This window comes from Nocardia sp. A7, from assembly GCF_046549215.1.
Lineage (GTDB): Bacteria > Actinomycetota > Actinomycetes > Mycobacteriales > Mycobacteriaceae > Nocardia.
The window spans coordinates 52,805-72,991 of sequence record NZ_JAJPWE010000001.1 but is presented as its reverse complement, the minus strand read 5'-3'; the positions used below and the strand labels follow the sequence as shown (position 1 = coordinate 72,991).

General features: G+C 68.4%; 23 protein-coding genes. 13 read left to right on the top strand and 10 right to left on the bottom strand.

Going from position 1 to position 20,187, the window contains the following annotated elements; genetic code table 11:
* The first annotated feature begins 216 nt into the window (after positions 1-216).
* Positions 217-1,896: a DEAD/DEAH box helicase gene (locus ACLJPD_RS00365; protein ID WP_410871867.1), complete on the top strand. Its 1,680-nt coding sequence runs from the start codon at positions 217-219 to the stop codon at positions 1,894-1,896.
* Positions 1,897-1,966: 70 nt separating this feature from the next.
* Here the strand turns inward: ACLJPD_RS00365 and ACLJPD_RS00360 are convergent, their stop codons facing one another.
* Entirely contained in the window at positions 1,967-2,569 is a 603-nt protein-coding gene (locus ACLJPD_RS00360) for a TetR/AcrR family transcriptional regulator (protein ID WP_410869649.1), read from the bottom strand.
* A gap of 162 nt (positions 2,570-2,731) precedes the next feature.
* On the opposite strand from ACLJPD_RS00360, the gene ACLJPD_RS00355 reads away from it, so the two are divergent.
* Positions 2,732-3,469: an SDR family oxidoreductase gene (locus ACLJPD_RS00355; protein ID WP_410869648.1), complete on the top strand. Its 738-nt coding sequence runs from the start codon at positions 2,732-2,734 to the stop codon at positions 3,467-3,469.
* Positions 3,470-3,527: 58 nt separating this feature from the next.
* Here ACLJPD_RS00355 and ACLJPD_RS00350 read toward each other — a convergent pair whose 3' ends face one another.
* Together ACLJPD_RS00350 and ACLJPD_RS00345 are read right to left on the bottom strand one after the other, a co-directional pair.
* Entirely contained in the window at positions 3,528-4,076 is a 549-nt protein-coding gene (locus ACLJPD_RS00350; protein ID WP_410869647.1) for a hypothetical protein, read from the bottom strand.
* Positions 4,076-5,836, bottom strand: a complete 1,761-nt coding sequence (locus ACLJPD_RS00345; protein WP_410871866.1) for a DEAD/DEAH box helicase — start codon at positions 5,834-5,836, stop codon at positions 4,076-4,078. The genes ACLJPD_RS00350 and ACLJPD_RS00345 overlap by 1 nt, the downstream gene beginning before the upstream one ends.
* A 124-nt stretch (positions 5,837-5,960) precedes the next feature.
* Between ACLJPD_RS00345 and ACLJPD_RS00340 the strand changes: the two genes are divergently transcribed.
* A complete protein-coding gene (locus ACLJPD_RS00340; RefSeq protein WP_410869646.1) occupies positions 5,961-6,716 on the top strand; it encodes a TetR/AcrR family transcriptional regulator in 756 nt (251 codons plus the stop codon).
* Between the two features lie 93 nt (positions 6,717-6,809).
* On the opposite strand, the gene ACLJPD_RS00335 is transcribed toward ACLJPD_RS00340, so the two are convergent.
* On the bottom strand, positions 6,810-7,004 hold the full coding sequence (locus ACLJPD_RS00335) for a hypothetical protein (RefSeq protein ID WP_410869645.1): 195 nt from the start codon (positions 7,002-7,004) through the stop codon (positions 6,810-6,812).
* A gap of 403 nt (positions 7,005-7,407) precedes the next feature.
* Between ACLJPD_RS00335 and ACLJPD_RS00330 the strand changes: the two genes are divergently transcribed.
* The 3 genes from ACLJPD_RS00330 to ACLJPD_RS00320 are packed head-to-tail and all read left to right on the top strand — an operon-like array spanning position 7,408 to position 9,484.
* Positions 7,408-7,779 carry a DUF952 domain-containing protein gene (locus tag ACLJPD_RS00330; RefSeq protein ID WP_410869644.1) on the top strand — a complete coding sequence of 124 codons (372 nt, stop codon included), beginning with the start codon at positions 7,408-7,410 and terminating at the stop codon, positions 7,777-7,779.
* 37 nt (positions 7,780-7,816) lie between these two features.
* The gene (locus ACLJPD_RS00325; RefSeq protein WP_410869643.1) at positions 7,817-8,299 is read left to right on the top strand and encodes a cation:proton antiporter regulatory subunit; all 483 of its coding nucleotides are present in this window, start codon (positions 7,817-7,819) and stop codon (positions 8,297-8,299) included.
* 6 nt (positions 8,300-8,305) lie between these two features.
* Positions 8,306-9,484: a cation:proton antiporter gene (locus ACLJPD_RS00320; protein ID WP_410869642.1), complete on the top strand. Its 1,179-nt coding sequence runs from the start codon at positions 8,306-8,308 to the stop codon at positions 9,482-9,484.
* Here the strand turns inward: ACLJPD_RS00320 and ACLJPD_RS00315 are convergent, their stop codons facing one another.
* From ACLJPD_RS00315 to ppgK, 3 genes are all read right to left on the bottom strand, one after another.
* Positions 9,485-10,378 (bottom strand): MHYT domain-containing protein, encoded by an 894-nt coding sequence (locus ACLJPD_RS00315; RefSeq protein WP_410869641.1) that lies wholly within the window; start codon positions 10,376-10,378, stop codon positions 9,485-9,487.
* Between the two features lie 246 nt (positions 10,379-10,624).
* The gene (locus ACLJPD_RS00310; RefSeq protein WP_410869640.1) at positions 10,625-11,986 is read right to left on the bottom strand and encodes an RNA polymerase sigma factor; all 1,362 of its coding nucleotides are present in this window, start codon (positions 11,984-11,986) and stop codon (positions 10,625-10,627) included.
* Between the two features lie 246 nt (positions 11,987-12,232).
* Positions 12,233-12,991, bottom strand: a complete 759-nt coding sequence (gene ppgK, locus ACLJPD_RS00305) for a polyphosphate--glucose phosphotransferase (RefSeq protein WP_410869639.1) — start codon at positions 12,989-12,991, stop codon at positions 12,233-12,235.
* 108 nt (positions 12,992-13,099) lie between these two features.
* Here ppgK and ACLJPD_RS00300 point away from each other — a divergent pair, with 108 nt between their 5' ends.
* Positions 13,100-13,999: an inositol monophosphatase family protein gene (locus tag ACLJPD_RS00300; RefSeq protein WP_410869638.1), complete on the top strand. Its 900-nt coding sequence runs from the start codon at positions 13,100-13,102 to the stop codon at positions 13,997-13,999.
* A 5-nt stretch (positions 14,000-14,004) separates the two neighbouring features.
* On the opposite strand, the gene cei is transcribed toward ACLJPD_RS00300, so the two are convergent.
* Positions 14,005-14,688, bottom strand: a complete 684-nt coding sequence (gene cei / locus ACLJPD_RS00295; protein WP_410869637.1) for an envelope integrity protein Cei — start codon at positions 14,686-14,688, stop codon at positions 14,005-14,007.
* Positions 14,689-15,063: 375 nt separating this feature from the next.
* Between cei and ACLJPD_RS00290 the strand changes: the two genes are divergently transcribed.
* Positions 15,064-15,366: a DUF4193 domain-containing protein gene (locus ACLJPD_RS00290; protein ID WP_194824363.1), complete on the top strand. Its 303-nt coding sequence runs from the start codon at positions 15,064-15,066 to the stop codon at positions 15,364-15,366.
* Between the two features lie 83 nt (positions 15,367-15,449).
* Here ACLJPD_RS00290 and ACLJPD_RS00285 read toward each other — a convergent pair whose 3' ends face one another.
* Complete coding sequence (locus ACLJPD_RS00285; protein ID WP_410869636.1) at positions 15,450-15,986, bottom strand: DUF3093 domain-containing protein; 537 nt, start codon at positions 15,984-15,986, stop codon at positions 15,450-15,452.
* 72 nt (positions 15,987-16,058) lie between these two features.
* On the opposite strand from ACLJPD_RS00285, the gene dut reads away from it, so the two are divergent.
* Both dut and ACLJPD_RS00275 read left to right on the top strand, forming a co-directional pair.
* On the top strand, positions 16,059-16,529 hold the full coding sequence (gene dut / locus ACLJPD_RS00280) for a dUTP diphosphatase (protein ID WP_410869635.1): 471 nt from the start codon (positions 16,059-16,061) through the stop codon (positions 16,527-16,529).
* Positions 16,530-16,534: 5 nt separating this feature from the next.
* Positions 16,535-17,428, top strand: coding sequence for a DUF3710 domain-containing protein (locus ACLJPD_RS00275; RefSeq protein WP_410871865.1), 894 nt, complete (start codon positions 16,535-16,537; stop codon positions 17,426-17,428).
* A gap of 21 nt (positions 17,429-17,449) precedes the next feature.
* Here ACLJPD_RS00275 and ACLJPD_RS00270 read toward each other — a convergent pair whose 3' ends face one another.
* Complete coding sequence (locus ACLJPD_RS00270; protein ID WP_410869634.1) at positions 17,450-18,184, bottom strand: alpha/beta fold hydrolase; 735 nt, start codon at positions 18,182-18,184, stop codon at positions 17,450-17,452.
* Between the two features lie 74 nt (positions 18,185-18,258).
* Here ACLJPD_RS00270 and ACLJPD_RS00265 point away from each other — a divergent pair, with 74 nt between their 5' ends.
* From ACLJPD_RS00265 to ACLJPD_RS00255, 3 genes are all read left to right on the top strand, one after another.
* Positions 18,259-18,666, top strand: a complete 408-nt coding sequence (locus ACLJPD_RS00265) for an OB-fold nucleic acid binding domain-containing protein (RefSeq protein WP_410869633.1) — start codon at positions 18,259-18,261, stop codon at positions 18,664-18,666.
* Positions 18,667-18,669: 3 nt separating this feature from the next.
* Positions 18,670-19,416 (top strand): DUF3159 domain-containing protein, encoded by a 747-nt coding sequence (locus ACLJPD_RS00260; RefSeq protein WP_410869632.1) that lies wholly within the window; start codon positions 18,670-18,672, stop codon positions 19,414-19,416.
* A 99-nt stretch (positions 19,417-19,515) separates the two neighbouring features.
* Positions 19,516-20,187: a sigma-70 family RNA polymerase sigma factor gene (locus tag ACLJPD_RS00255; RefSeq protein ID WP_410869631.1), complete on the top strand. Its 672-nt coding sequence runs from the start codon at positions 19,516-19,518 to the stop codon at positions 20,185-20,187.

Sequence of the window (20,187 nt, the reverse complement as noted above, 5' to 3'; positions counted from 1 at the left end):
GTGGTGCGAGCTGGGCATCGTGTCGGCGGGTAACAGGTAAATGGCCGGTGACCACGGGCGCGGTTGTGATGCCTGTCGCCCACCCCGCGTCGGTTTGGCGACACGCCGCACCGGGCGGCTAGGGTCGTGTGCGTGACTGGGTCGGGTGGCGCCGCTACGGCGAAGCAAGCGGGGACACCGGGCGAGACTGCCGCCGGAGGTACCCCGTCGGGTTCGTTGCGTGCCTGGCAGCGGCGCGCGCTGACGAAGTACCTGGCCACCAAGCCGCGCGACTTTCTCGCGGTCGCGACACCCGGCGCCGGTAAGACCACCTTCGCGCTGAGGGTTGCCGCGGAGTTGCTGGCCGATCGCACGGTGGATCAGATCACCGTGGTCGCCCCGACCGAACACCTCAAGCACCAGTGGTCCGCCGCGGCCGCGCGCACCGGCATCCAGCTGGATTCACGCTTCTCCAACTCCACCGGCGCGACCTCCGGTGACTATCACGGCGTCGTGGTGACCTACGCCCAGGTCGCCGCCCACCCGACCCGACACCGGGTGCGCACCGAAAACCGACGCACACTGGTGATTCTCGACGAGATCCACCACGCGGGCGACGCCAAGACCTGGGGCGAGGCGACCGAGGAGGCCTTCGGCGACGCGACGCGCCGACTCGCGCTGACCGGAACCCCGTTCCGCAGCGACGATTCGAAGATCCCGTTCGTCACCTACGAGCCCGACGAAGGCGGTTTCCCGCGTTCGCGCGCCGACCACTCCTACGGCTATGCCGACGCTCTCGCCGACGGCGTCGTGCGTCCCGTGGTGTTCCTGGCCTATTCCGGCGACGCGCACTGGCGCGACAGCGCGGGCGAGGAACACACCGCCCGCCTCGGCGAACCGCTCAGCGCCGAGCACACCGCGCGGGCCTGGCGCACCGCCCTCGACCCGGCGGGCGACTGGATCTCGGCGGTGTTGCGCGCGGCGGACATGCGCCTGCGTCAGCTGCGCGCCTCCGGCATGCCCGACGCGGGTGGTCTGGTGATCGCCACCGATCAGGAGCGGGCCCGCGACTACGCCGAACTGCTCGAACACATCTGTGGCGAGCGGCCGACGGTGGTGCTCTCCGACGATCCGCAGTCCTCGCAGCGCATCGGCGAGTTCGGCAAGAGCACCCAACCGTGGATGGTGGCGGTGCGCATGGTGTCCGAAGGTGTCGACGTGCCGCGCCTGGCCGTGGGCGTCTACGCCACCAGCGCGTCGACCCCGCTGTATTTCGCGCAGGCCATCGGCCGTTTCGTGCGTGCCCGCAAGCCGGGTGAGACCGCGAGTGTGTTCCTGCCGTCGGTGCCGGTCCTGCTCGACCTGGCGGCCCAGCTCGAGTTGCAGCGCGATCACGTCATCGGCAAGCCGCATCGCGAGAAGGACGGCCTCGACGACGAGTTGCTGCTCGACGCGAACAAGGCCAAGGACGAGCCGGGCGAAGACGAGAAGTCCTTCGTCGCACTCGCCGCCGACGCCGAACTCGACCAGGTGATCTACGACGGATCCTCCTTCGGCACCGCCACCATCGCGGGCAGCGACGAAGAGGCCGACTACCTCGGCATCCCCGGCCTGCTCGACGCCGACCAGATGCGTGCGCTGCTGCGCGACCGTCAGACCCGCCAACTCGCCGATCGCAGCGCCGCCCAGGAGTCCGCTCCCCAGCCCGCGGCTGTCGCCGAACGCGTGGCCACCTCCGACAAGCTGGGCGAACTACGCCGTGAACTCAACAGCCTCGTCGCCATGCATCACCACCGCACCGGCAAACCGCACGGCGTGATCCACGGCGAACTCCGCCGCGAATGTGGTGGTCCGCCAACGGCACTGGCGAGTGTCGATCAACTGGGCGAACGCATCGCGGCACTCCGCCGGCTCTGAACGACCTCGACTCCGAGCAGACCACTCCTAGTGATCCGACCGGAACGCTCGGTGACGCCGCGCGGGTCGTCTAGCGTGTCACGGCCGCGAGTGTCTGCATGGCACTGTCCACGGCGGCGCTCATGTCGTCGGGGCTGACGCCGTCTCTGGCCTGGATCGACAGTCCGTACAGCACAGTGCTGTAGAGCATGGTCAACGAGGCCGTGTCGGTCTCGGGTGCGAGGTCGCCTTCGACGATGCCGCGGTCGAGGCGGGCGCGGATATCGGCCGTGGTGTGGCGTCGGGCTTCGACCAGGAATTCGCGGACCGCGGCATTGCGGCTGGTGTAGGTCGCCCCCGCGAGGACCACCATGCAGCCGTTCGGTAGGCCCGGGTCGGTGTAGGTGGCGATGTTGTCGCGCAGCATCGCCTCGATCGCGGTGTAGGCGGTGGGTCGCTCGCGCAGCGCCCTGGCCGTGTGTGAACCCTCGGTGCGGCCGTAGAGCTCGACGGCGGCGCGGAACAGAGCTTCCTTGTCGCCGAAGGCGGCGTAGAGGCTGGGGGAGTTGATGCCCATGGCGGCGGTGAGGTCGCTCATCGAGGCGCCGTCGAAGCCGAGTTCCCAGAACACTTCCATGGCACGGCGCAGCGCGATGTCACGGTCGAAACCGCGTGGGCGGCCGCGTTCTGCCATCGGGGAAACCTTTCTGTGCCGATCGGTAAATATACCCCGGTTATTGATGACCACGGCAGTCGCGGGCAATTCTGTGTCGATCAGTAAGAAACTCTTGACGGCACGGCGGCGATGCGCTTGTCTATTTGTGTATCAACCATTACAAAACTGGAGCGAGCCCTGATGACGAGCAACAACACCGTGGCCATGGTGACCGGCGCGAGCCGCGGGATCGGCGCGGCCATCGCCCGCGCGCTGGCCGCCGCCGGCACCGATGTGGCGTTCACCTACCAGCGCGACGACATCGCCGCGAAGGCGGTTGCCGCCGAGATCGAGGCGTTGGGCAGGCGAGCGTTGCCGATCAAGGCCGACAGCGCCGACGCCGCACAGGTCGTCGCCGCCGTCGAGCGGACCGCGCGCGAACTTGGCCGCCTCGACGTGCTCGTGAACAACGCGGGCATCTTCCCGGCCAAGCCCTACGCCGACTTCACCCTCGACGAGATCGACCGCGCGCTGAACATCCACGCCCGCGCCGCCTTCGTCGCGGGCCAGGCCGCCCTACCGCACCTCGGCGACGGCGGCCGGATCATCTCCATCGGCTCCAACCTGTCCGAACGCGCGCTCTTCGGCGGGCTGTCGCTGTACAACCTGAGCAAGTCGGCCCTCAACGGTTTCACCAAAGCCCTCGCGCGCGAACTGGGTCCGCGCGGCATCACCGTCAACCTCGTCCAGCCGGGCCCCACCGACACCGACATGAACCCGGCCGACGGCGACAACGCCCCGACGCAACGAGCGTTCAACGCGCTGGGCCGTCACGGTGCCGCCGCCGATGTCGCCGACCTGGTCGCCTTCCTCGCGGGCCCGTCCGGCCGATCGATCACCGGTGCGATCCTCACCGTCGACGGCGGCACCAACGCCTGAGCGACGACGGGCTCGGGTACGCCTGCCACGGATCGCCCGCCGACCGTCAGTGAGTCCGCTACTGAGCGGCGTCGAAGAAGTACGCTGGGTCGAGGGTGTGCAGGAGAGTCCAGCGTGATTCCTGTGCGGGGGTATCGGATTCGGTGGTCGCGTCGAAGTAGCCCTGCAATTCCAGTGCGAGGCGCGGATTCTCGTCGATCCGGCGGGCGATCGTGTACAGCGTCGCGAACACGTGCACGCAGCGTGCGGTCCGCGCCGAGCAGGAACAATCGGTGCTCACCAGGGTCGGCGCGGGGGAGTGCCCCGCGTCCAGCAGCGCCCGGTGCATCTCGTCGGTGACCACGGTCGGGTCGGTGATCGTGTGCCCGATCGCGGTCACCGCCGCCCGGGACAACGGCGCCACCTCGATGTGCGCGATCGAGGCCTGACCGCCACGATGCAGGTGCGCGCGCACGGTTCGCTCCTCGATCTCGAGACGCACACCGTCGTTGCGGGCGATGCTGCGTGCTCGGGGCAGCAGGGGTTCCAGGCGGGTCTGGCGCAGCGGTTCGGCCAGGCGCACCCAGTCCATACCCCACGGGGTGTAGCCGAATTCGTTGTCGGGCATCAGTTCTCTCGCTTCCGGCGCAGGATGTCGACGAGGGCATCGTCGTCGAGGCGGGCCAGTTCGGCGATGCCCGCGGCGTCGGACAGGTCGGTCAACGCGGACTTGCGGGTGTGCATCGCCGCGATGTGTTCCTCCACCGACGTGGCGCTGGTGAGGGTGGTGACGGTGACCGTGCGGGTCTGTCCGATCCGGTGTGCCCGGTCCGACGCCTGGGCCTCCACCGCCGGATTCCACCAGCGATCGAAATGGATCACATCGGCCGCCCGGGTGAGGGTCAGGCCGGTGCCTGCGGCACGCAGGCTCAGGATCAGCACCGGCGGTCCGTCCGGTGTCTGGAAGCGGGTGACGAGGTCGCCGCGCTGGGTGGCGTCGAGCCCGCCGTGGAAGAACGGTGCCTCGACCCCGAACTGTTCGGCCAGGTGACGGACCAGCAGGTCGCCGGTCTTGCGGTACTGGGTGAAGATCAGCGTGGGATCGCCGGTGTCGAGGTTGGTGCCGACGATGTTGGTGCACAGGTCGAGTTTGCCGGAGCGGCCTGCGAGTTCACCCAGGTCGCCGGAGATCAGTCCGGGGTGGTTGCACACCTGTTTGAGATGGGTCAGCGCGGCCAGCACCCGTCCCTGTCGTTGCAGGCCCGTGCCGAATCCCTCATCGAGTGCTTCGGCGAGCACCGCGTCGTACACCCGTTCCTGCTCGGCGGTGAGATCGCACAGCAGATCACTGTGAATCTTCGCGGGCAGCGACGCCGCCACCTGAATCTTCTTGCGTCCGAGGACAACCGGCTCGACAGCATCGCGCAGCCGCGCAGCCGCCGTGGCCGAACCCTCTTCGATCGGCCGCACGAACCTGCGCCGGAACTGGGTGCGATGCGCGAACAGTCGCGGCACGGTCAGATTGAGCAGCGCGAACAGCTCGTCGAGATGGTTCTCCACGGGAGTGCCGGTCAGCGCGACCTTCGCCTCGGCGGTCAGCGCCCGCGCCGCCTTCGACACCTGCGTGCGCGGATTCTTCAGCGCCTGCGCCTCGTCGAAGACCACGGTCGCCCACTGCTGCCCGGTCAACGCCGCCCCGTGCAGCCGCAAGGTCGGATAGCCGGTGACGACAATGGTCCCGGCACCAGCCGACACCGCACCCCCACGCCACGACACCGCCTTCAACCCCGGCGCGAACCGCGCGATCTCGTGCACCCAGTTGCCCACCAGCGAGGTCGGGCACACCACCAACTGTGGCCCGTCGGCGCGCCCCTGCAGAAACCCGATGGTCTGCACGGTCTTCCCGAGTCCCATCTCATCGGCCAGCACGGCCCCGCCGTAGGCCGACACCGTCTCGCGCAACCACCCCACCCCGCGCACCTGATACGGCCGCAGCGTGGCATCGACAACCTTCGCGAGCTCCTCGTCGAGCGCGTGCGTCTCGCGCAGTACCCGCGCCGCCCGCTCGGCCGACACCATCGCGGTCCCGACCGCATCCGGTACGGCATGGGCGGCGGCCGGCAGCGTGACGTCGGGCGACGCGGCACGGATAGCGCTGTTCAGCTGCTCGGCCGCCAGCAACGCGCGCCAGGCGAGCGCCGACGGTGCGAGCTCGTCGATCGTGACGCCCGCGAGTTCGGCGGGTGTCACCACGGCGGTCGCGACCTCGACGGGCTCGATCGCGCCGCGCTCGCCGACGGGCAGCGCGAGGGCGAGCTGTTCCGGATCGCCGATGCCGGTCGGCGCGGGTCCGGCATCGTGGCCCGTCCACGTCCACAGCGCGAACAGGTGACGGTCGGGCAGGTAGGTGGCCTGAATGGCGAGCAGAACATTCTCCTGACGATCGGACGACGGGCAACCGATTAACGTACACTGTACCGAGTTTGTTCCCGAGCGCCAGAAAGGACTGCGTGTGCCCGGCGACGAAGACGAGAAATCCACCGCACAGGCCACCCGGATCCTCGAACTGCTGTGGCGCCACGCCCTGCCGTCCAAGCCGGGCGCGCGCGGGCCGAAACCCGGCCTCGCTGTCGACGACGTGGTCGCGGCGGGCATCACCCTCGCCGACCGCGACGGGATCGACAAGCTGACGATCCGCGCGGTGGCCGCGGAACTCGGCCTGCGCGCGATGAGCCTCTACACCTATGTCCCCAGCAAGGACGCCCTGATCGTGCTCATGGTCGACGCCGTCGCCGCGACGGACACCCCGATCCCGACCGGCGTGGCGGTCCGTGAACGCATGATCGCCATCGCGACCCAGCTCAGGACCGAACTCATCGAGCACCCCTGGCTGCTCGAGGTCTCCCCGTGGCGCCAGGTCCTCGGCCCGGCCAGGATGCGACGCTACGAACGCCAACTGAGCGCGATCGACGGTATCGGCCTGAGCGATCTGGCCATGGACCGCGCGATCGCCGTTCTCACCGACTTCGCGACCGGTAATGCCCGCCTCGCCGTCGCCGCCGCGGGCGCCGCCGCCCAACTGAGCGACGCGGACTGGTGGGAGGTCAACGGTCCCCTGCTCGCCCAGGTGATGCCCGCCGACGAGTTCCCGCTGGCAGGCCGGGTCGGCACGACTGTCGGCGAGCACTACCAGGCACCCGCCGACCCGGACGGTGCGTTCCACTACGGCGTGGCCATCCTCGTGGACGGCATTCTCGGCGAGACCTGACCCGGATACAACAACAGCGGGCGACCTTGTCCAGGTCGCCCGCTGCCGGGGTTTTCTGTTGTCAGATGTTGTTGTTTCGGACGCGAGGAGTGGTCAGATCGCGGGAGCTGCTTCGGTGTCGATGACGGCTTCGAGCTCGCGCAAACGGTCCATGTGTTCATTCGCGTGGTGCTGGCAGAAGAGCAACTCGCCACCCGCGGGAAGAACTGCACGCACTCGGGCAGCCGCCCCGCAACGATCGCAACGATCAACTGCGGTCAGTGGGGTGCTGGTCAGGGTTCCTGGCATGACTCCTCCGTCCCGGCTCCCGGCACTGCGTGGCCGTTCGCCTAGGTGTGGGCCTCGTGGTCACTCCACGCGGCTCGCATCCGCTACTTCCCAGCAGTGGTACGACTACTCTGTCAGACGTTCGGGGTTCAGGCTTTGTTCCCGGAAGTGAATCTTTGTGTTTTCGATAACAGACCTGCGGTTTCGCTGAAAGCGAACACCCGCTGGTCCTCGATCTCGAGCACCCACCGATCACCCGCGAAGCGCTGACGCCACCTCCCCCTCGATCCTGTTACTCACCGATATGTCGCTCGCTGCGGTGTTGCTCGTTACGCACGGGCGCAATCACCGAACCGGGGCGAACATGATCGAGTTGTGCCAGGGTCTTGACCGTCCGAACCTGTTGTCTACCCGGAGATTACCCGTGACATCCGACACTCACACGCTAGTTCACCTGTGTTCTTCCCAAGAATGGGAAGAAACCCGCAGGATCGGCGAACGCAGACCGCCATCGCTGGCCGATGCGGGCTTCGTGCACCTGTCCACCCCGGAGCAGGTCCACCTGCCCGCCAACCGGCTCTTCGCCGGGCGCGCCGACATGGTCGTGCTGTGGCTCGACCCCACCGCGTTCACCGGTCCGGTGAAGTGGGAGCCGGGGGTGCCGAGCGATCCGTCCTCGATGCTGTTCCCGCACCTCTACGCCCCGCTGCCGGTCGCCGCGGTGCTGGCCGCGCAGCCGTACCTGCCCGGCCCCGACGGCGAGTTCACCACACCGCGCCGAGAGGGAGTGGCGTAGACCACGATCAGCGCCGGGCGCGTCTACTGTTGACGAGGTGAACGTCGACGTCACAGCACTACCGGGCATCGGAGTGCGTAAGGATTTCGAAGTCAGGTCGGGACGCCGCGTCGGTGTGGTCGCCCACCGCGACGGCGACATCGACCTGATCGTGTCCAAAACCGACGACCCGGACGCGATCGCGGCCCAGGTGCCGCTGTCCACCGACGAGGCGTCGGTGCTGGCGAACCTGCTCGGCGCACCGCAACTGGTCGCCAAACTCAACGACGACCACCGTGATCTCCCTGGCATTACTACCCGGCAACTCGCCATCGTCGACGAATCGCCCTATGCGGGACGCACCCTCGGCGAGACCGGCATGCGCACCCGCACCAAGACCTCGATCGTCGCGGTGATGCGCGCCGGTCAGCTCCACCCCTCACCCGGCCCGGACTTCACCTTCACCGAAGGGGATCTGCTCGTGGTCGTCGGCACCCCGGACGGTCTGGAAGCGGCCGCGAAGATTCTCGGCCACGGCTGACGCGCCGTGACCTCGCAGGCCTTGGCACTGCTCGAGCTCGGCGTGATCTTGCTCGTGCTGGGGATCTGCGGGCGAGTGGCGGGCCGGTTCGGGATGTCACCGATTCCGCTGTACCTGCTGGGTGGGCTCGCGTTCGGGCAGGGCGGTTTCATCGAGCTCCACGCCGCCACCGAGTTCGGGGAGCTGGCCGGCGAGATCGGGGTCGTGCTGCTGCTGTTGCTGCTCGGGCTCGAGTACACCGCCCCCGAGCTGATGACCGGCCTGCGGCGCTCCTGGGGGGCCGGAGTGCTCGATCTGGTGGCCAATGCGCTGCCGGGGGCGGCGGTGGCGTTGATCCTGGGCTGGGGCGTGCTCGGCGCCGTCGTGCTCGGCGGGGTCACCTACATCTCGTCGTCGGGAATCGTGGCCAAAGTCCTCGACGATCTGGGCCGCCTCGGTAACCGCGAGACCCCGGTGGTGCTGTCGATCCTGGTGTTCGAAGACCTCGCGATGGCGGTGTACCTACCGATCCTGACCATGATGCTCGCCGGGCTGAGCCTGCTCAGCGGGCTGATCTCGCTGGCGATCGCGCTGGCGACCATCACGGTGGTGCTCGTGGTCGCGCTGCGTTTCGGGCGAGTGGTCTCCGCGGTGCTCGACAGCGCCGATCGCGAAGTCTTCCTGCTGCAGCTGCTCGGCGCCGCGCTGCTCGTAGCGGGCGTGGCCTCGGCGCTCAATGTCTCGGCCGCGGTCGGTGCGTTCCTGCTCGGCATCGCCATCTCGGGCTCCACCGCGCACGAAGCCGCGAAACTGCTGGAGCCGCTGCGCGATCTGTTCGCCGCGATCTTCTTCGTCGCGTTCGGTCTGTCGATCGACCCGGCCGCGATCCCGCCGGTGTTCGCCTGGGCGGTCGCGTTGGCGGTCGTGACCACCGGCACCAAGATCGCGGTCGGCTGGTGGGCGGCGAGCAAGCAGGGGATTCGGCGGATGGGCCGCGCGCGAGCGGGCGCGGCGCTGGTGGCGCGCGGCGAATTCTCCATCGTCATCGCCGGTTTGGCGGTCGCCTACGGCAAAGCCGACGCGAAACTCGCCGCGCTCGCATCGGCCTACGTGCTGCTGATGGCGATCCTCGGGCCGGTCGCGGCGCGCGTGGTCGAACCGGTGGTCGAATTCGTCAGGCGCCGTTCAGACGTCGCGACCAGCTGATCAGTCGATGACTCGGCGTGGCCAGGCGCCCGCGCCGTCGTAACTCAGTTCCTCGGTGCGGTAATCGTGCTGGGCGGGTGCCGCGATCGGTGTCGCGACCGGCGGTGCGGGTTTGGCCGGTCGCGGCCGCGGGCGGTGCCGAGAGGTGAGCCACATGCGTGGCAGCGCTTCCTCGTTCTCGATCTCGGTGAGGCTCACGCTGATCAACACGAGCATGGTGACGATGCTGCTCACCCCGATCAGCGGCGCCAGCAGATCCATCGCATCGGCGCCGGTCGTCGGGGCGGTGTCATGCCCGGCGTGCGCGCGCATCGCCGCCATCCCGGTGTAGTGCATGCCGCACACGGCCACACCCATGATCAGCGCCGCACCCACGGTGGCGAGAAAACCCTTGACGCGCAACGTGAACCACAGCGCCACGACCGAAGCCACCACCGCGATCACCAACGACAGCGCCACGATCGCCGGGTCGTATTTCACGGTCGCATCGGATTTCATCGCGTACATGCCCGCGTAGTGCATGGTCCCGACGCCGAGCCCGGCGATGGTGCCACCGGAGAGCAACGAGCGCACGGTCGGCTGCGGCTTGTTGACCATGAACAGCCCGATCCCGACCACCACCATCGCGGTGATCGCGCTGAACAGCGTCAACGGGATGTCGTAGCGAATCTGGGCACCGCGGATGGTGAAGCCCAACATGGCGATGAAATGCATGACCCAGATACCGGTTCCGCCGATCGCCACCGCGGCGCCGATGAGCCAGCCGGCCCGTCCCTCGGCGGCGTTGCGACCGCGGGCCGCGCACTGCAACCCGAGCAGACAGCCGGTGACCGACATGAAATAGGCGAGAACCGGGGTGAGCCAGCCGTAGCTGAAGTGATAAATGTCGAGCACGCGTGCAGACCCTCAATGCCGATACCGCAGACTTGAGGCGGTAGAACGAAGAACTGGATGTGACGATACGGCGAAGATCGCCGATCCGGGTCCTCCACAGTGCAATCCGTCAGTGTGGGGTTGATCACGAAAAGATTACCGCGACGGCCCCTGGGATAGATGCAGACCGCTCGGAATGTAGTGGCCGAACGAAAACGAGGCCCGTACCACCGAATCGGGTGGTACGGGCCTCGTGGGAGAAACTGCTCAGTCGAGGTAGTCGCGCAGAACCTGCGAACGGCTCGGGTGCCGCAGCTTGCTCATCGTCTTCGATTCGATCTGGCGAATGCGCTCACGCGTCACGCCGTAGACCTGACCGATCTCGTCGAGAGTGCGCGGCTGACCGTCGGTGAGGCCGAAGCGCAACCGCACCACGCCCGCCTCACGCTCGGACAGCGTCTCCAGCACCGACTGCAACTGATCCTGGAGCAGGGTGAAGCTCACCGCGTCGACCGCGACGACCGCCTCGGAGTCCTCGATGAAGTCACCGAGCTGGCTGTCGCCCTCGTCGCCGATGGTCTGGTCGAGCGAGATCGGCTCACGCGCGTACTGCTGGATCTCGAGGACCTTCTCCGGCGTGATGTCCATTTCCTTGGCGAGCTCCTCCGGCGTGGGCTCACGGCCCAGGTCCTGGAGCAGCTCGCGCTGGATGCGGCCGAGCTTGTTGATCACTTCGACCATGTGCACCGGGATACGGATGGTGCGGGCCTGATCGGCCATGGCGCGGGTGATGGCCTGCCGGATCCACCACGTCGCGTAGGTCGAGAACTTGTAACCCTTGGTGTAATCGAACTTCTCGACCGCGCGGATCAGACCCAGGTTGCCTTCCTGGATGAGGTCGAGGAACGCCATGCCGCGGCCGGTGTAGCGCTTGGCCAACGAGACGACCAGTCGCAGGTTGGCCTCGAGCAGGTGGTTCTTGGCCCGGTTGCCGTCGCGCACGATCCAGTTGAAATCGCGGCGCGTGGTGACCGAGAGCTTCTCGCCCGACTCGGCGAACTCGCGCATCTTCTCCGCGGCGAACAGGCCGGCCTCGATCCGCTTGGCGAGCTCGACCTCCTCTTCCGCGTTGAGCAGCGCGACCTTGCCGATCTGCTTGAGGTAGGCGCGCACCGAGTCGGCGGAGGCGGTGAGTTCGGCGTCCTTGCGTGCTTGGCGCAGCGCTTCGGACTCCTCCTCGTCCCAGACGAAATCGCCGGAAGCCTTGTCCTTCTCGGTCGGCTCCACGGTCTCGGCGACCTCGGCGACGTCTTCGACGACGACTTCCTCGACGACGAGTTCGTCCTCGGCGACTTCGAGATCACCGAGATCGTCGACCTCGACCTCCTCGTCGTCGAGCTGTACTTCACCGCCCTCGCCCGAGGTCGCCTTCTTCGCGGCGGTTTTCTTGGCCGGCGCCTTCTTGGCGGCAGCCTTCTTCGCCGGCGCCTTCTTGGCTACGGCCTTCTTCGCCGGGGCTTTCTTGGCTACGGCCTTTTTGGCCGGCGCCTTCTTGGCCGGGTCTACGGCGTCGTCGGCATCGGCGTCGGAGGCCGAGTCGGCGGTCTGACGGGTATTCGTGGCTACCACGTACGCCCTTTCGTGACGGTCTCGTGCGGCGTCACGCCAGAGTGGTTTTCCGGCGGAGCGGTCGGTCGGGTTGCACCGGCGATGCGTCGGCCGGGGGAAGTCGGCGCTCGTTCACCGACCTTCTCGCGACCGGCCGCGGCCGGAAGGTTTCACCGGCTCACCGCCGGACGTGTTCCATTGTAACGATCCAACCAGGGTACTCATGGCACGATGCCACCCAGGCGTTGCGTCACCCGCCGCGCGGGGCTACGGCGCGATGCCCGCATCGATGGCCATCGCCGCGCCGACGATACCCGCGGTGTTCTTCAATACGGCCGGAATCACGGGAGTTCGGTTGGTGAGCAAGGGAATCCACTGTTCGTGATCACGGCTGATGCCGCCGCCCGCCACGATCACCTTCGGCCAGAACAGATCCTCCATGTGACGCAACACGCGACTCACCCGTTGCGCCCACTCAGGGTAGGTGAGGTCCTCGTTGTCCTTGACCGAGGCCGCGGCCAGATCCTCGGCGTCGACGCCGTCGATCTTGAGATGGCCGAGTTCGGAGTTGGGAACGAGCACGCCGTCGTAGAGCAGCGCGGAGCCGATGCCGGTGCCGAAGGTGAGCAGCAGAGTCAGCCCGTGCAGGTCGCGGGCGGTGCCGTAGGAGTCCTCGGCCAGGCCCGCGGCGTCGGCGTCGTTGAGCACGGTGACGGCGCGCCCGCCCAGCGCCGCGGCGAACAACGCGTGCGCGTCGGTGCCGATCCAGGCCTGGTCGATGTTGGCCGCGGTTCTGGTGTGGCCGTCGAGCACCACGCACGGCATGGTGATGCCGACCGGACCCTCCCAGCCTGCCTGGGCCACCAGTTCGGCCACCGCCGCGGCGACGGCGGCGGGCGTTGACGGCCGCGGCGTCGCGATCTTGATGCGGTCATGGGTGAGCAGACCGGTCGCCAGATCGACCTCGGCACCCTTCACTCCGCTGCCGCCGATATCGATCCCGAATGCGTGCCCCCGAGTGGACATGGTTCAACCCCTTGCTGACGCGGTCGATGTGCCTGACAGACACCAGCAAGCAGAGTAGCGGTAGTCACCCCTCGCGCGACGAGCCACGACATGTGATGCGATGGGTGCGTGCCCGAATACACCGAGCCCGAGAACGCAACCGCCCCCATCACATCCGCCGATTACGAGCAGTTGCGGCGTCTGGCCGTCGAACTCGCCGAGGCGGCCGCCGCGCATGTGCGCGCCCGTAGGCCCGAGGTGTTCGCCGCCGACGGACCCGTCGAGGGCGCGGTGGCGACCAAGGGTCACATCACCGATCCGGTCACCATCGTCGACACCGAATCCGAACAGCTGATCCGTGGCCTGCTCGCCGAGCGCAGGCCCGCCGACGCGATTCTGGGCGAGGAGGGTGGCGGCGATGTCGGTGCCACCGAACCGGGAACGGTGACCTGGGTCGTCGACCCGATCGACGGCACCGTGAACTTCCTCTACGGGCTACCCGGCTACGCCGTCTCGGTGGGCGCGGTGATCGACGGCGAGCCCGTGGCGGGTGCCGTGGTGGACGTGGCTGCCGCGACCACCTACAGCGCCGCACTGGGCGCTGGGTCGCACGCTGCGGCACCGGACGGCACCCGGGTGACACTGCGCTGCAGTAGCGAGGAATCGCTGTCGGTGGCCCTGGTGGGCACCGGCTTCGCCTACGGCAGCGCGCGCCGGGCCCGCCAGGCCCAGTTGCTGACCGAGATCCTCCCGCAGATCCGCGACATCCGCCGTCTCGGCGCCGCCGCCATGGACCTGTGCCACGTCGCCGCGGGCAGGCTGGAGGCGTACTACGAACACGGCCTCAACGCGTGGGACTGGGCCGCGGGCGCCCTCATCGCCGCCGAAGCGGGCGCGGTCGTCCACGTCCCGCCGGTCACCGTCGGGGGTGCCGCCGGTGAACTCACCGTCGTCGCGGCCCCTGGCATCGCCAAGGACCTCGACGACCTGCTCGACCGCGTCGGCGCGCCGAGCGCCCTACCCGACTAGCTCGCTCAGCATTTCACTTCGCGGGCGGCGTCGAGCAGATCCGGGTCGATCGAGGACGAGCTGGCGCCGGGGGCCAGGTTCTTCAGCGACCGGAGCACCGCCTCGGCATCGGCGCCGGGGCGCAACGATTCGCCGAACGCCTGGCCGAGGACCAGATCGACGGTGTCGTCGGTGCGCGGATCCTCGATCAGCTCGGCGCAGGGCGCGACCAGCTGTACCGAGGCGGCCGCCGGTCGACCGTTCACGCCGAACCGGATCTGACCGGTGCAGGTGAGATCGCCGCTGACATAGACCGGATCGTTACCCACCTGTGTCCCCGGCGCGCCCGCGAAGCCGAGGTCGCCCAGTGCGGAGGCGATGTTGCCCGCCTGGCCGCTCTTGCCGTTGGCGTTGAACACCCGCACCTTGGACTCCGACAGTGCTGCCGGGTCCACCTCCTCGAGCCGCGTCGGGCCCACTCGGGTGCCCAGTGCCGCGGGTTGCGGTGCGTTGGTTGCCGTCGGCGTGCTCGGCGCGTTGCACGCCATCGGTTCGTTGCTGTCGTCACGGGTTCGAAACGCCGTGATCCAGACGAACAGGCTCACCAGAGCCAGCACGAGCACCAGCGCGAGCCAGAGCTCGGGCCGCCGCCGCGGAAAGGGTTTGCCGTCGCGATCAGTCGCGCTGCCTTCGGTGATCAGTGAAACCACGCGCTCACTCTACGAGTCCCGCGGCGGCGCGCGAGTCCGGGAGGTCTCGGCGAGTTTCCCGGCAGGTGACGATTCGTCGTCGGTTTCGGCACGGCGGGGCTTTGATTGCGACTTTCACCCGTTGGTCCGCTATTGTCTGGCCGCCCAGATCGAATATTTACCGGTGAAACGGTGGTCGGTCGCGGGAACAACAAGGGCATGTCCTGCGTTTACCGAACGCTGTCGGTGTTGATCGCCACATGATCGAACCTGATAGATGACCGGTGCACGTGTGAGGTGCACCACCGGCGGGGCGGTTCGAACGCCGGAACCCTGCGGGGTTACGGCAATCGACTGATCCGGGATATACGGAGTAAGGACTGAGGGGAAGACGACATGGCAACCGACTATGACGCACCGCGGCGCACCGAATCCGACGAGGTGTCGGAGGATTCGCTCGAGGAGCTGAAGGCCCGCCGCAACGAGGCGCAGTCCGCCGTCGTGGACATCGACGAAGCCGATACAGCGGAATCGTTCGAGCTTCCCGGCGCGGACCTGTCCGACGAGGTACTCAGCGTTCGGGTGGTTCCGAAGCAGGCGGACGAGTTCACCTGCTCGAGCTGTTTCCTCGTGCATCACCGCAGCCGACTGGCCACCGAGAAGGGTGGACAGTTGATCTGCATGGACTGCGCGCTCTGAAGCAGGGCAGTGCGCAGCCCCGAGCGGTCGACTGATCCGCATGGGCTGCGCAAACTGATCCGGTAGGGATCAGCGAGGAAGGGTCAGCCCGCGCTCGGGAGTCCGAGCGCGGCCAAGACCAGGTCCGGCCTTCGCGTACTGACCAACCAGTACGGCGTCGGGTCGTCCGGGTCGTTCAGGACCAGCAGCGCCATCGGGCGGATCCAGGCCCGGTGCTGAACATAGGCGGCGGGGTCGAGTTGTCGACCCAGCGCCGCACTCTTGGCGGCAGGCGCGACGGCCGCGGCGCGCGCGACGAAGCTCACCGGCAGGTGGGCGCGGTCGACGCGCAGTTCCGCCGTACCGTCGTCCGCGACAGTGACATCGAGGCGATGCCTGCTCATCCACAACAGAATCCAGACCGGGACCGGCGCCAGCAACACATACGGCAGCCAGGCCCGTAGCCCCGGCGCGCCCATGTGGATCTCGGCCGCGAGCAGGCCCGCGATCGCGAAGCCGACCGGCCACCACCACAGCGGCACCCACAGGCGCTCGGTGTAGGGCGACGGACCCTGCGCGCGCGGCGCGCGATGGTCGGTGTCGGTGGTCGCGGTCGTCGGGGAATCGGGCTGGTCGGGCACCCCTCAACACTAGGTCACCGCACGAGGGCTGCGACGAGAAGGTCCGGCCGCGACGGCGTAGTCTCGACCGATGTGAACGCACTTGCACCGATTCCGCTGCGGCGGCTCGATCCCGGCATCCCTGTGCCGACGCGTGCCCATCCGGGTGACGCGGGCGTCGACCTCTGTACCACCGAGGATGTGATCATCGAACCGGGCGAGCGGGTGCTGGTCGGCACCGGGATCGCGATCGCGTTGCCGATGGGCACGGTCGGCTTGATCCACCCCCGGTCCGGGCTGGCCGCGAAGGCGGGCCTGTCGGTGGTCAATACGCCGGGCACGGTCGACGCGGGCTACCGCGGTGAGATCAAGGTGTGCCTGATCAACCACGATCCACGCACCGCCATCGAGCTGCGTCGCGGTGACCGCATCGCGCAGTTGCTGGTGCAGCGGGTCGAGTTGGTCGACTTCACCGAGGTCGACGATCTCGACGACACCGCCCGTGGCAGCGGCGGATACGGGTCGAGCGGCGGGCACGCGAGCCTGGCCGGCAAGGAGGCGTGATGGGTCTGTTCGGTAAGAAGAAGCGCGCGCGCGAGGACGACTACGTCGAATACGACGAGGTCGAGTACGACGAGGCGGACTACGACTTGGACGCCGACTCCGACGAGTACGACACCGACGAGTTCCCGCGCCCCGACTTCGCCCGTCTCGACTTCGACGATGCCCCGACCGATGAGCGCATCTACGGCAACTTCGACCATGCGCCCGACGCCCTCGCCGGTCCGTACGACATCAGTGAGGTGTCCGACGAGATGATCGCGCGTCGCCTCGACCTGGGTTCGGTGCTCATTCCGGTGCCCGAGGGTGGGCAGCTGCAGGTGGAGATGAGCCCCGACGGCACCCCGCAGGCGGTGCATCTGGCCACCGAGCACGGCAGGCTCACCGTCGCCGCCTACGCCGCGCCGAAGTCGGCGGGCCAGTGGCGTACGGTCGCCGCGGATCTGGCCGAGTCGCTGCGCGGTGACGGTGCGAGCGTGGCCGTCGAGAAGGGCCCGTGGGGTCGTGAGGTCAAGGCGATCACCGAAGGAGCCGACTTGCGCTTCATCGGCGTCGACGGCCCGCGCTGGATGATCCGACTGGTAGCCGCTGGCCCCAAGGGCGCCGTCGACGACCGCAGCCCGCTGATCACCGCGGCCCGCGCGGTCCTGGCCGACGCCGTGGTCCGCCGCGGCACCGACCCCCTGCCTGTCCGCGACCCGCTCCCGGTGGTCCTGCCCCAGGAACTGGCCGAACAGCTCGCGGCCGCCCACCAGCAGCAGATCGAGGCGCAGCAGGCGGCCCTCGAGGCCCAGGCCGCCGCGGCCGCCGCCCCGCCCCCCTCTGCCATCCCGCCGAAACTGCCGGACGAGCCGCGTCGAGGCGCGGACGGTTCGGCCATGCAACAACTCGGCCTCAACTAGCTGGGGCGCACTGCCCGTTGCCTATCGGCAGCGGGCAGTGCGCTGTGAATCGGTCAGTAGTGCGTCGAGTTCGGTGAAGCCGGTGTGTCCGAGTATTGCCGGGTCCTTGCCGAGGTCTGTCAGCGTTATCCGATGCAGGCGGGCCATCGGCAACGTCGACGCCCACTGTTCGGCGATGGCGATCGGATGAATTGGGTCGTCACTCGCGCCTACGACCGCGACCGGTACACGGTTGTCGGCCAACGCCGCCGATGTCGGCCAGGCGTAGCCCGCGGCCTCGTCCAGCGCCGCAGGCAGATGCGGCCACTGTCCACGCCACGACTGGGTCAGCGCGTCGGCCAGCCATCCCGGACTCGATGCCCGCATTCGCGCGATCACCGTCTCCAACCCGTCGGCGCGCAGTTGCTCGGCGGTAACCGAGGCGCTCAATGCGGCTGGGCAGGCGGCGGTTTCGGCGCCGGTCCAGGCGGGTAATGCTGTGATGACACCAACAACCGCGGTACGGTGCTCGGCTGCCCAGTCGAGTGCGATCGCGGCGCCGAGGGAGATGCCCGCGGCCAGGACCGGACCGCGCGCCGCGGCAGCGTCCAAAGCCGCGGTACAGCTCTTGATCACGGCCTGTGGGTCCGGTTCGACGGCGTGGAACGCGAGTCCGCGCGCGTGCGCGGCGGGACCGAACGCGCGGGCCGCGAAATCGGCGTCGGAGCCGGTCCCCGGCAGGGCGACCACGGTGACCTGGGGTGGGGTGCGCAACACCGACGCAGCGTAGCGGCCGGGCGTTTGCCCATCTACAGTGGCGGTGTACGGCCAACTAGCGGGAGAAGCGTGCCATGTCGTCATCCACGGGCGGACACAAGTCGGGATCGGGCCCGGATTCAGGATATTTTCGACGACTCGGCCGCCGACTCACCGCCGATATCGATCAGCTCGACGCCGAGGAATTGGCCGAGACGGTCGATGCCTCGGGTGCCCGGCGGGCCAAGGATTGCTGTCGTGGTGAAGAGGCGACGATCGTGGGCAGGCTCCGCAGTGTCGAGGCGTGTCCGAAGGCGGCCGGTGCCACCGTGCAGGCCGAGTTCTTCGACGGCACCGACGCCATCACCCTGGTGTGGATCGGGCGCAGGCGCATTCCCGGTATCGAACCGGGCAGGCGCATCCTGGTGCGTGGCCGCGTGGGCGACCGCGACGGCCGCAAAGTGATCTTCAACCCCTACTACGAATTGCGCGGGAACAGCTGACGTATGCCCTCCAGCGACGAGTACCGCCCTGCCGCGGACCCCGAAGCCACCGTGGTGTTGCCCGTGGTCACCGATGAGACGGTCGACCCGGAAGTCGACGCCGAGGTCGGCGAGGCCGAACAGACCTTGCTCGAGCAGCTCGGCGGTTTCAGCGGCCTGATCTATTCCACCCTGCCCGTGTTGGTGTTCGTTCCGGTGAACTCCTTCACGAATCTCACCGTGGCCATCTGGGCTGCCCTCGGGGTGGCCGCCGCCATCCTGGTCTGGCGGCTCGTGCAGCGCAGCCCGATCCAGCCTGCGATCTCCGGCTTCCTCGGCGTCGGCCTGTGCGCGCTGATCGCCCAGCGGGTGGGGGAGGCCAAGGGCTTCTTCCTGTTCGGCATCTACACCAGCCTGGTGTACGCGGGCGTGTTCGCGCTGTCGATCCTGCTGCGTCGACCGCTGGTCGGGGTGATCTGGGGTGCGCTCAACGGGCACGGTCACGGCTGGCGCACCGACAAGCGCATCCGCAAGCTCTACGACCTGGCCACCGTGGTGTGGGTGGTCGTGTTCGGCGCTCGCTACCTGGTGCAGTCGCAGCTCTACGACACCGACCACACCACCTGGCTGGCCGTGGCCCGCATCGGCATGGGCTGGCCGCTCACCGCCCTCGCCCTGGTCGTCACCGTGTGGGCGGTGCGCCGTGCCGGTCACCTGCCCGCCGCCAAGGCCGACAAGTCCGGTGCCGGAACGGAATCCGTGCCCGCGTAAGGGTGGGTAGTACGCCGCCGGAGGTGGGGAAGTACCCACCCTGGGGTATCTGGTTGCCGGGCCACGTTCGTCGCACGATCAATGCGTAGGAAAAACGCGATGATCGTGAAAGGAACGGCGACCATGATGGCAACCGAGCACCGAAACGAGCGACCGGCCGCCGCACCCCGACGCGACACCGCCAAGACCCCGGCGCCCGCGCTCTCGGAGAGCAAGCGCATCGGCCTCGAACTCGACGCCCTGATCGGCCCGGCCGCCCGCGGTGACCGCGACGCTGTCGCCGAGATCCTGCGCCTGGTCCATCCGCTGGTCCGCCGGTACTGCGCGGCCCGCATGGGCGCCACCGGCCACCTCACCGTCACCGCGGACGATGTCACCCAGGAGGTCCTGATCGCCACCGTGAGCGCGATCCCGCGCTACCGCGATCAGGGCAAGTCGTTTCTGGCCTTCGTCTACGGCATCGCCGCCAACAAGGTCTCCGACGCCTTCCGTCGCGGCAAGCACACCGCCTACCCGACGGCCGAGCTGCCCGACACGGTCAGCACCTCGGCGGGCCCGGAGGAATGGGTCCTCGCCTTCGAACGCCGCGCCGCCACCCTCGAACTGATGAAGGTCCTCGCCCCGAACCACCGCGAGGTGCTGGTGATGCGGATCGTGCTCGGCTGGAGCGCGGCACAGACCGCCGAGGCCATCGGGACCAGTCCCGGTGTCGTCCGGGTGATGCAGCACCGCGCGCTCAACAAGCTGCGCGCGGAACTGAAAGTGGCGTAA

Bases quoted from the DNA above. Each gene is read 5' to 3' on its own strand.
- ACLJPD_RS00290 (WP_194824363.1), top strand. From the start codon at position 15,064: ATGGCAACCGACTATGACGCACCGCGGCGCACCGAATCCGACGAGGTG.
- ACLJPD_RS00255 (WP_410869631.1), top strand. From the start codon at position 19,516: ATGATCGTGAAAGGAACGGCGACCATGATGGCAACCGAGCACCGAAAC.
- ACLJPD_RS00335 (WP_410869645.1), bottom strand. From the start codon at position 7,004: ATGCCAGGAACCCTGACCAGCACCCCACTGACCGCAGTTGATCGTTGC.
- ACLJPD_RS00350 (WP_410869647.1), bottom strand. From the start codon at position 4,076: ATGCCCGACAACGAATTCGGCTACACCCCGTGGGGTATGGACTGGGTG.
- ACLJPD_RS00260 (WP_410869632.1), top strand. From the start codon at position 18,670: ATGCCCTCCAGCGACGAGTACCGCCCTGCCGCGGACCCCGAAGCCACC.
- ppgK (WP_410869639.1), bottom strand. From the start codon at position 12,991: ATGTCCACTCGGGGGCACGCATTCGGGATCGATATCGGCGGCAGCGGA.
- ACLJPD_RS00355 (WP_410869648.1), top strand. From the start codon at position 2,732: ATGACGAGCAACAACACCGTGGCCATGGTGACCGGCGCGAGCCGCGGG.
- ACLJPD_RS00360 (WP_410869649.1), bottom strand. From the start codon at position 2,569: ATGGCAGAACGCGGCCGCCCACGCGGTTTCGACCGTGACATCGCGCTG.
- ACLJPD_RS00265 (WP_410869633.1), top strand. From the start codon at position 18,259: ATGTCGTCATCCACGGGCGGACACAAGTCGGGATCGGGCCCGGATTCA.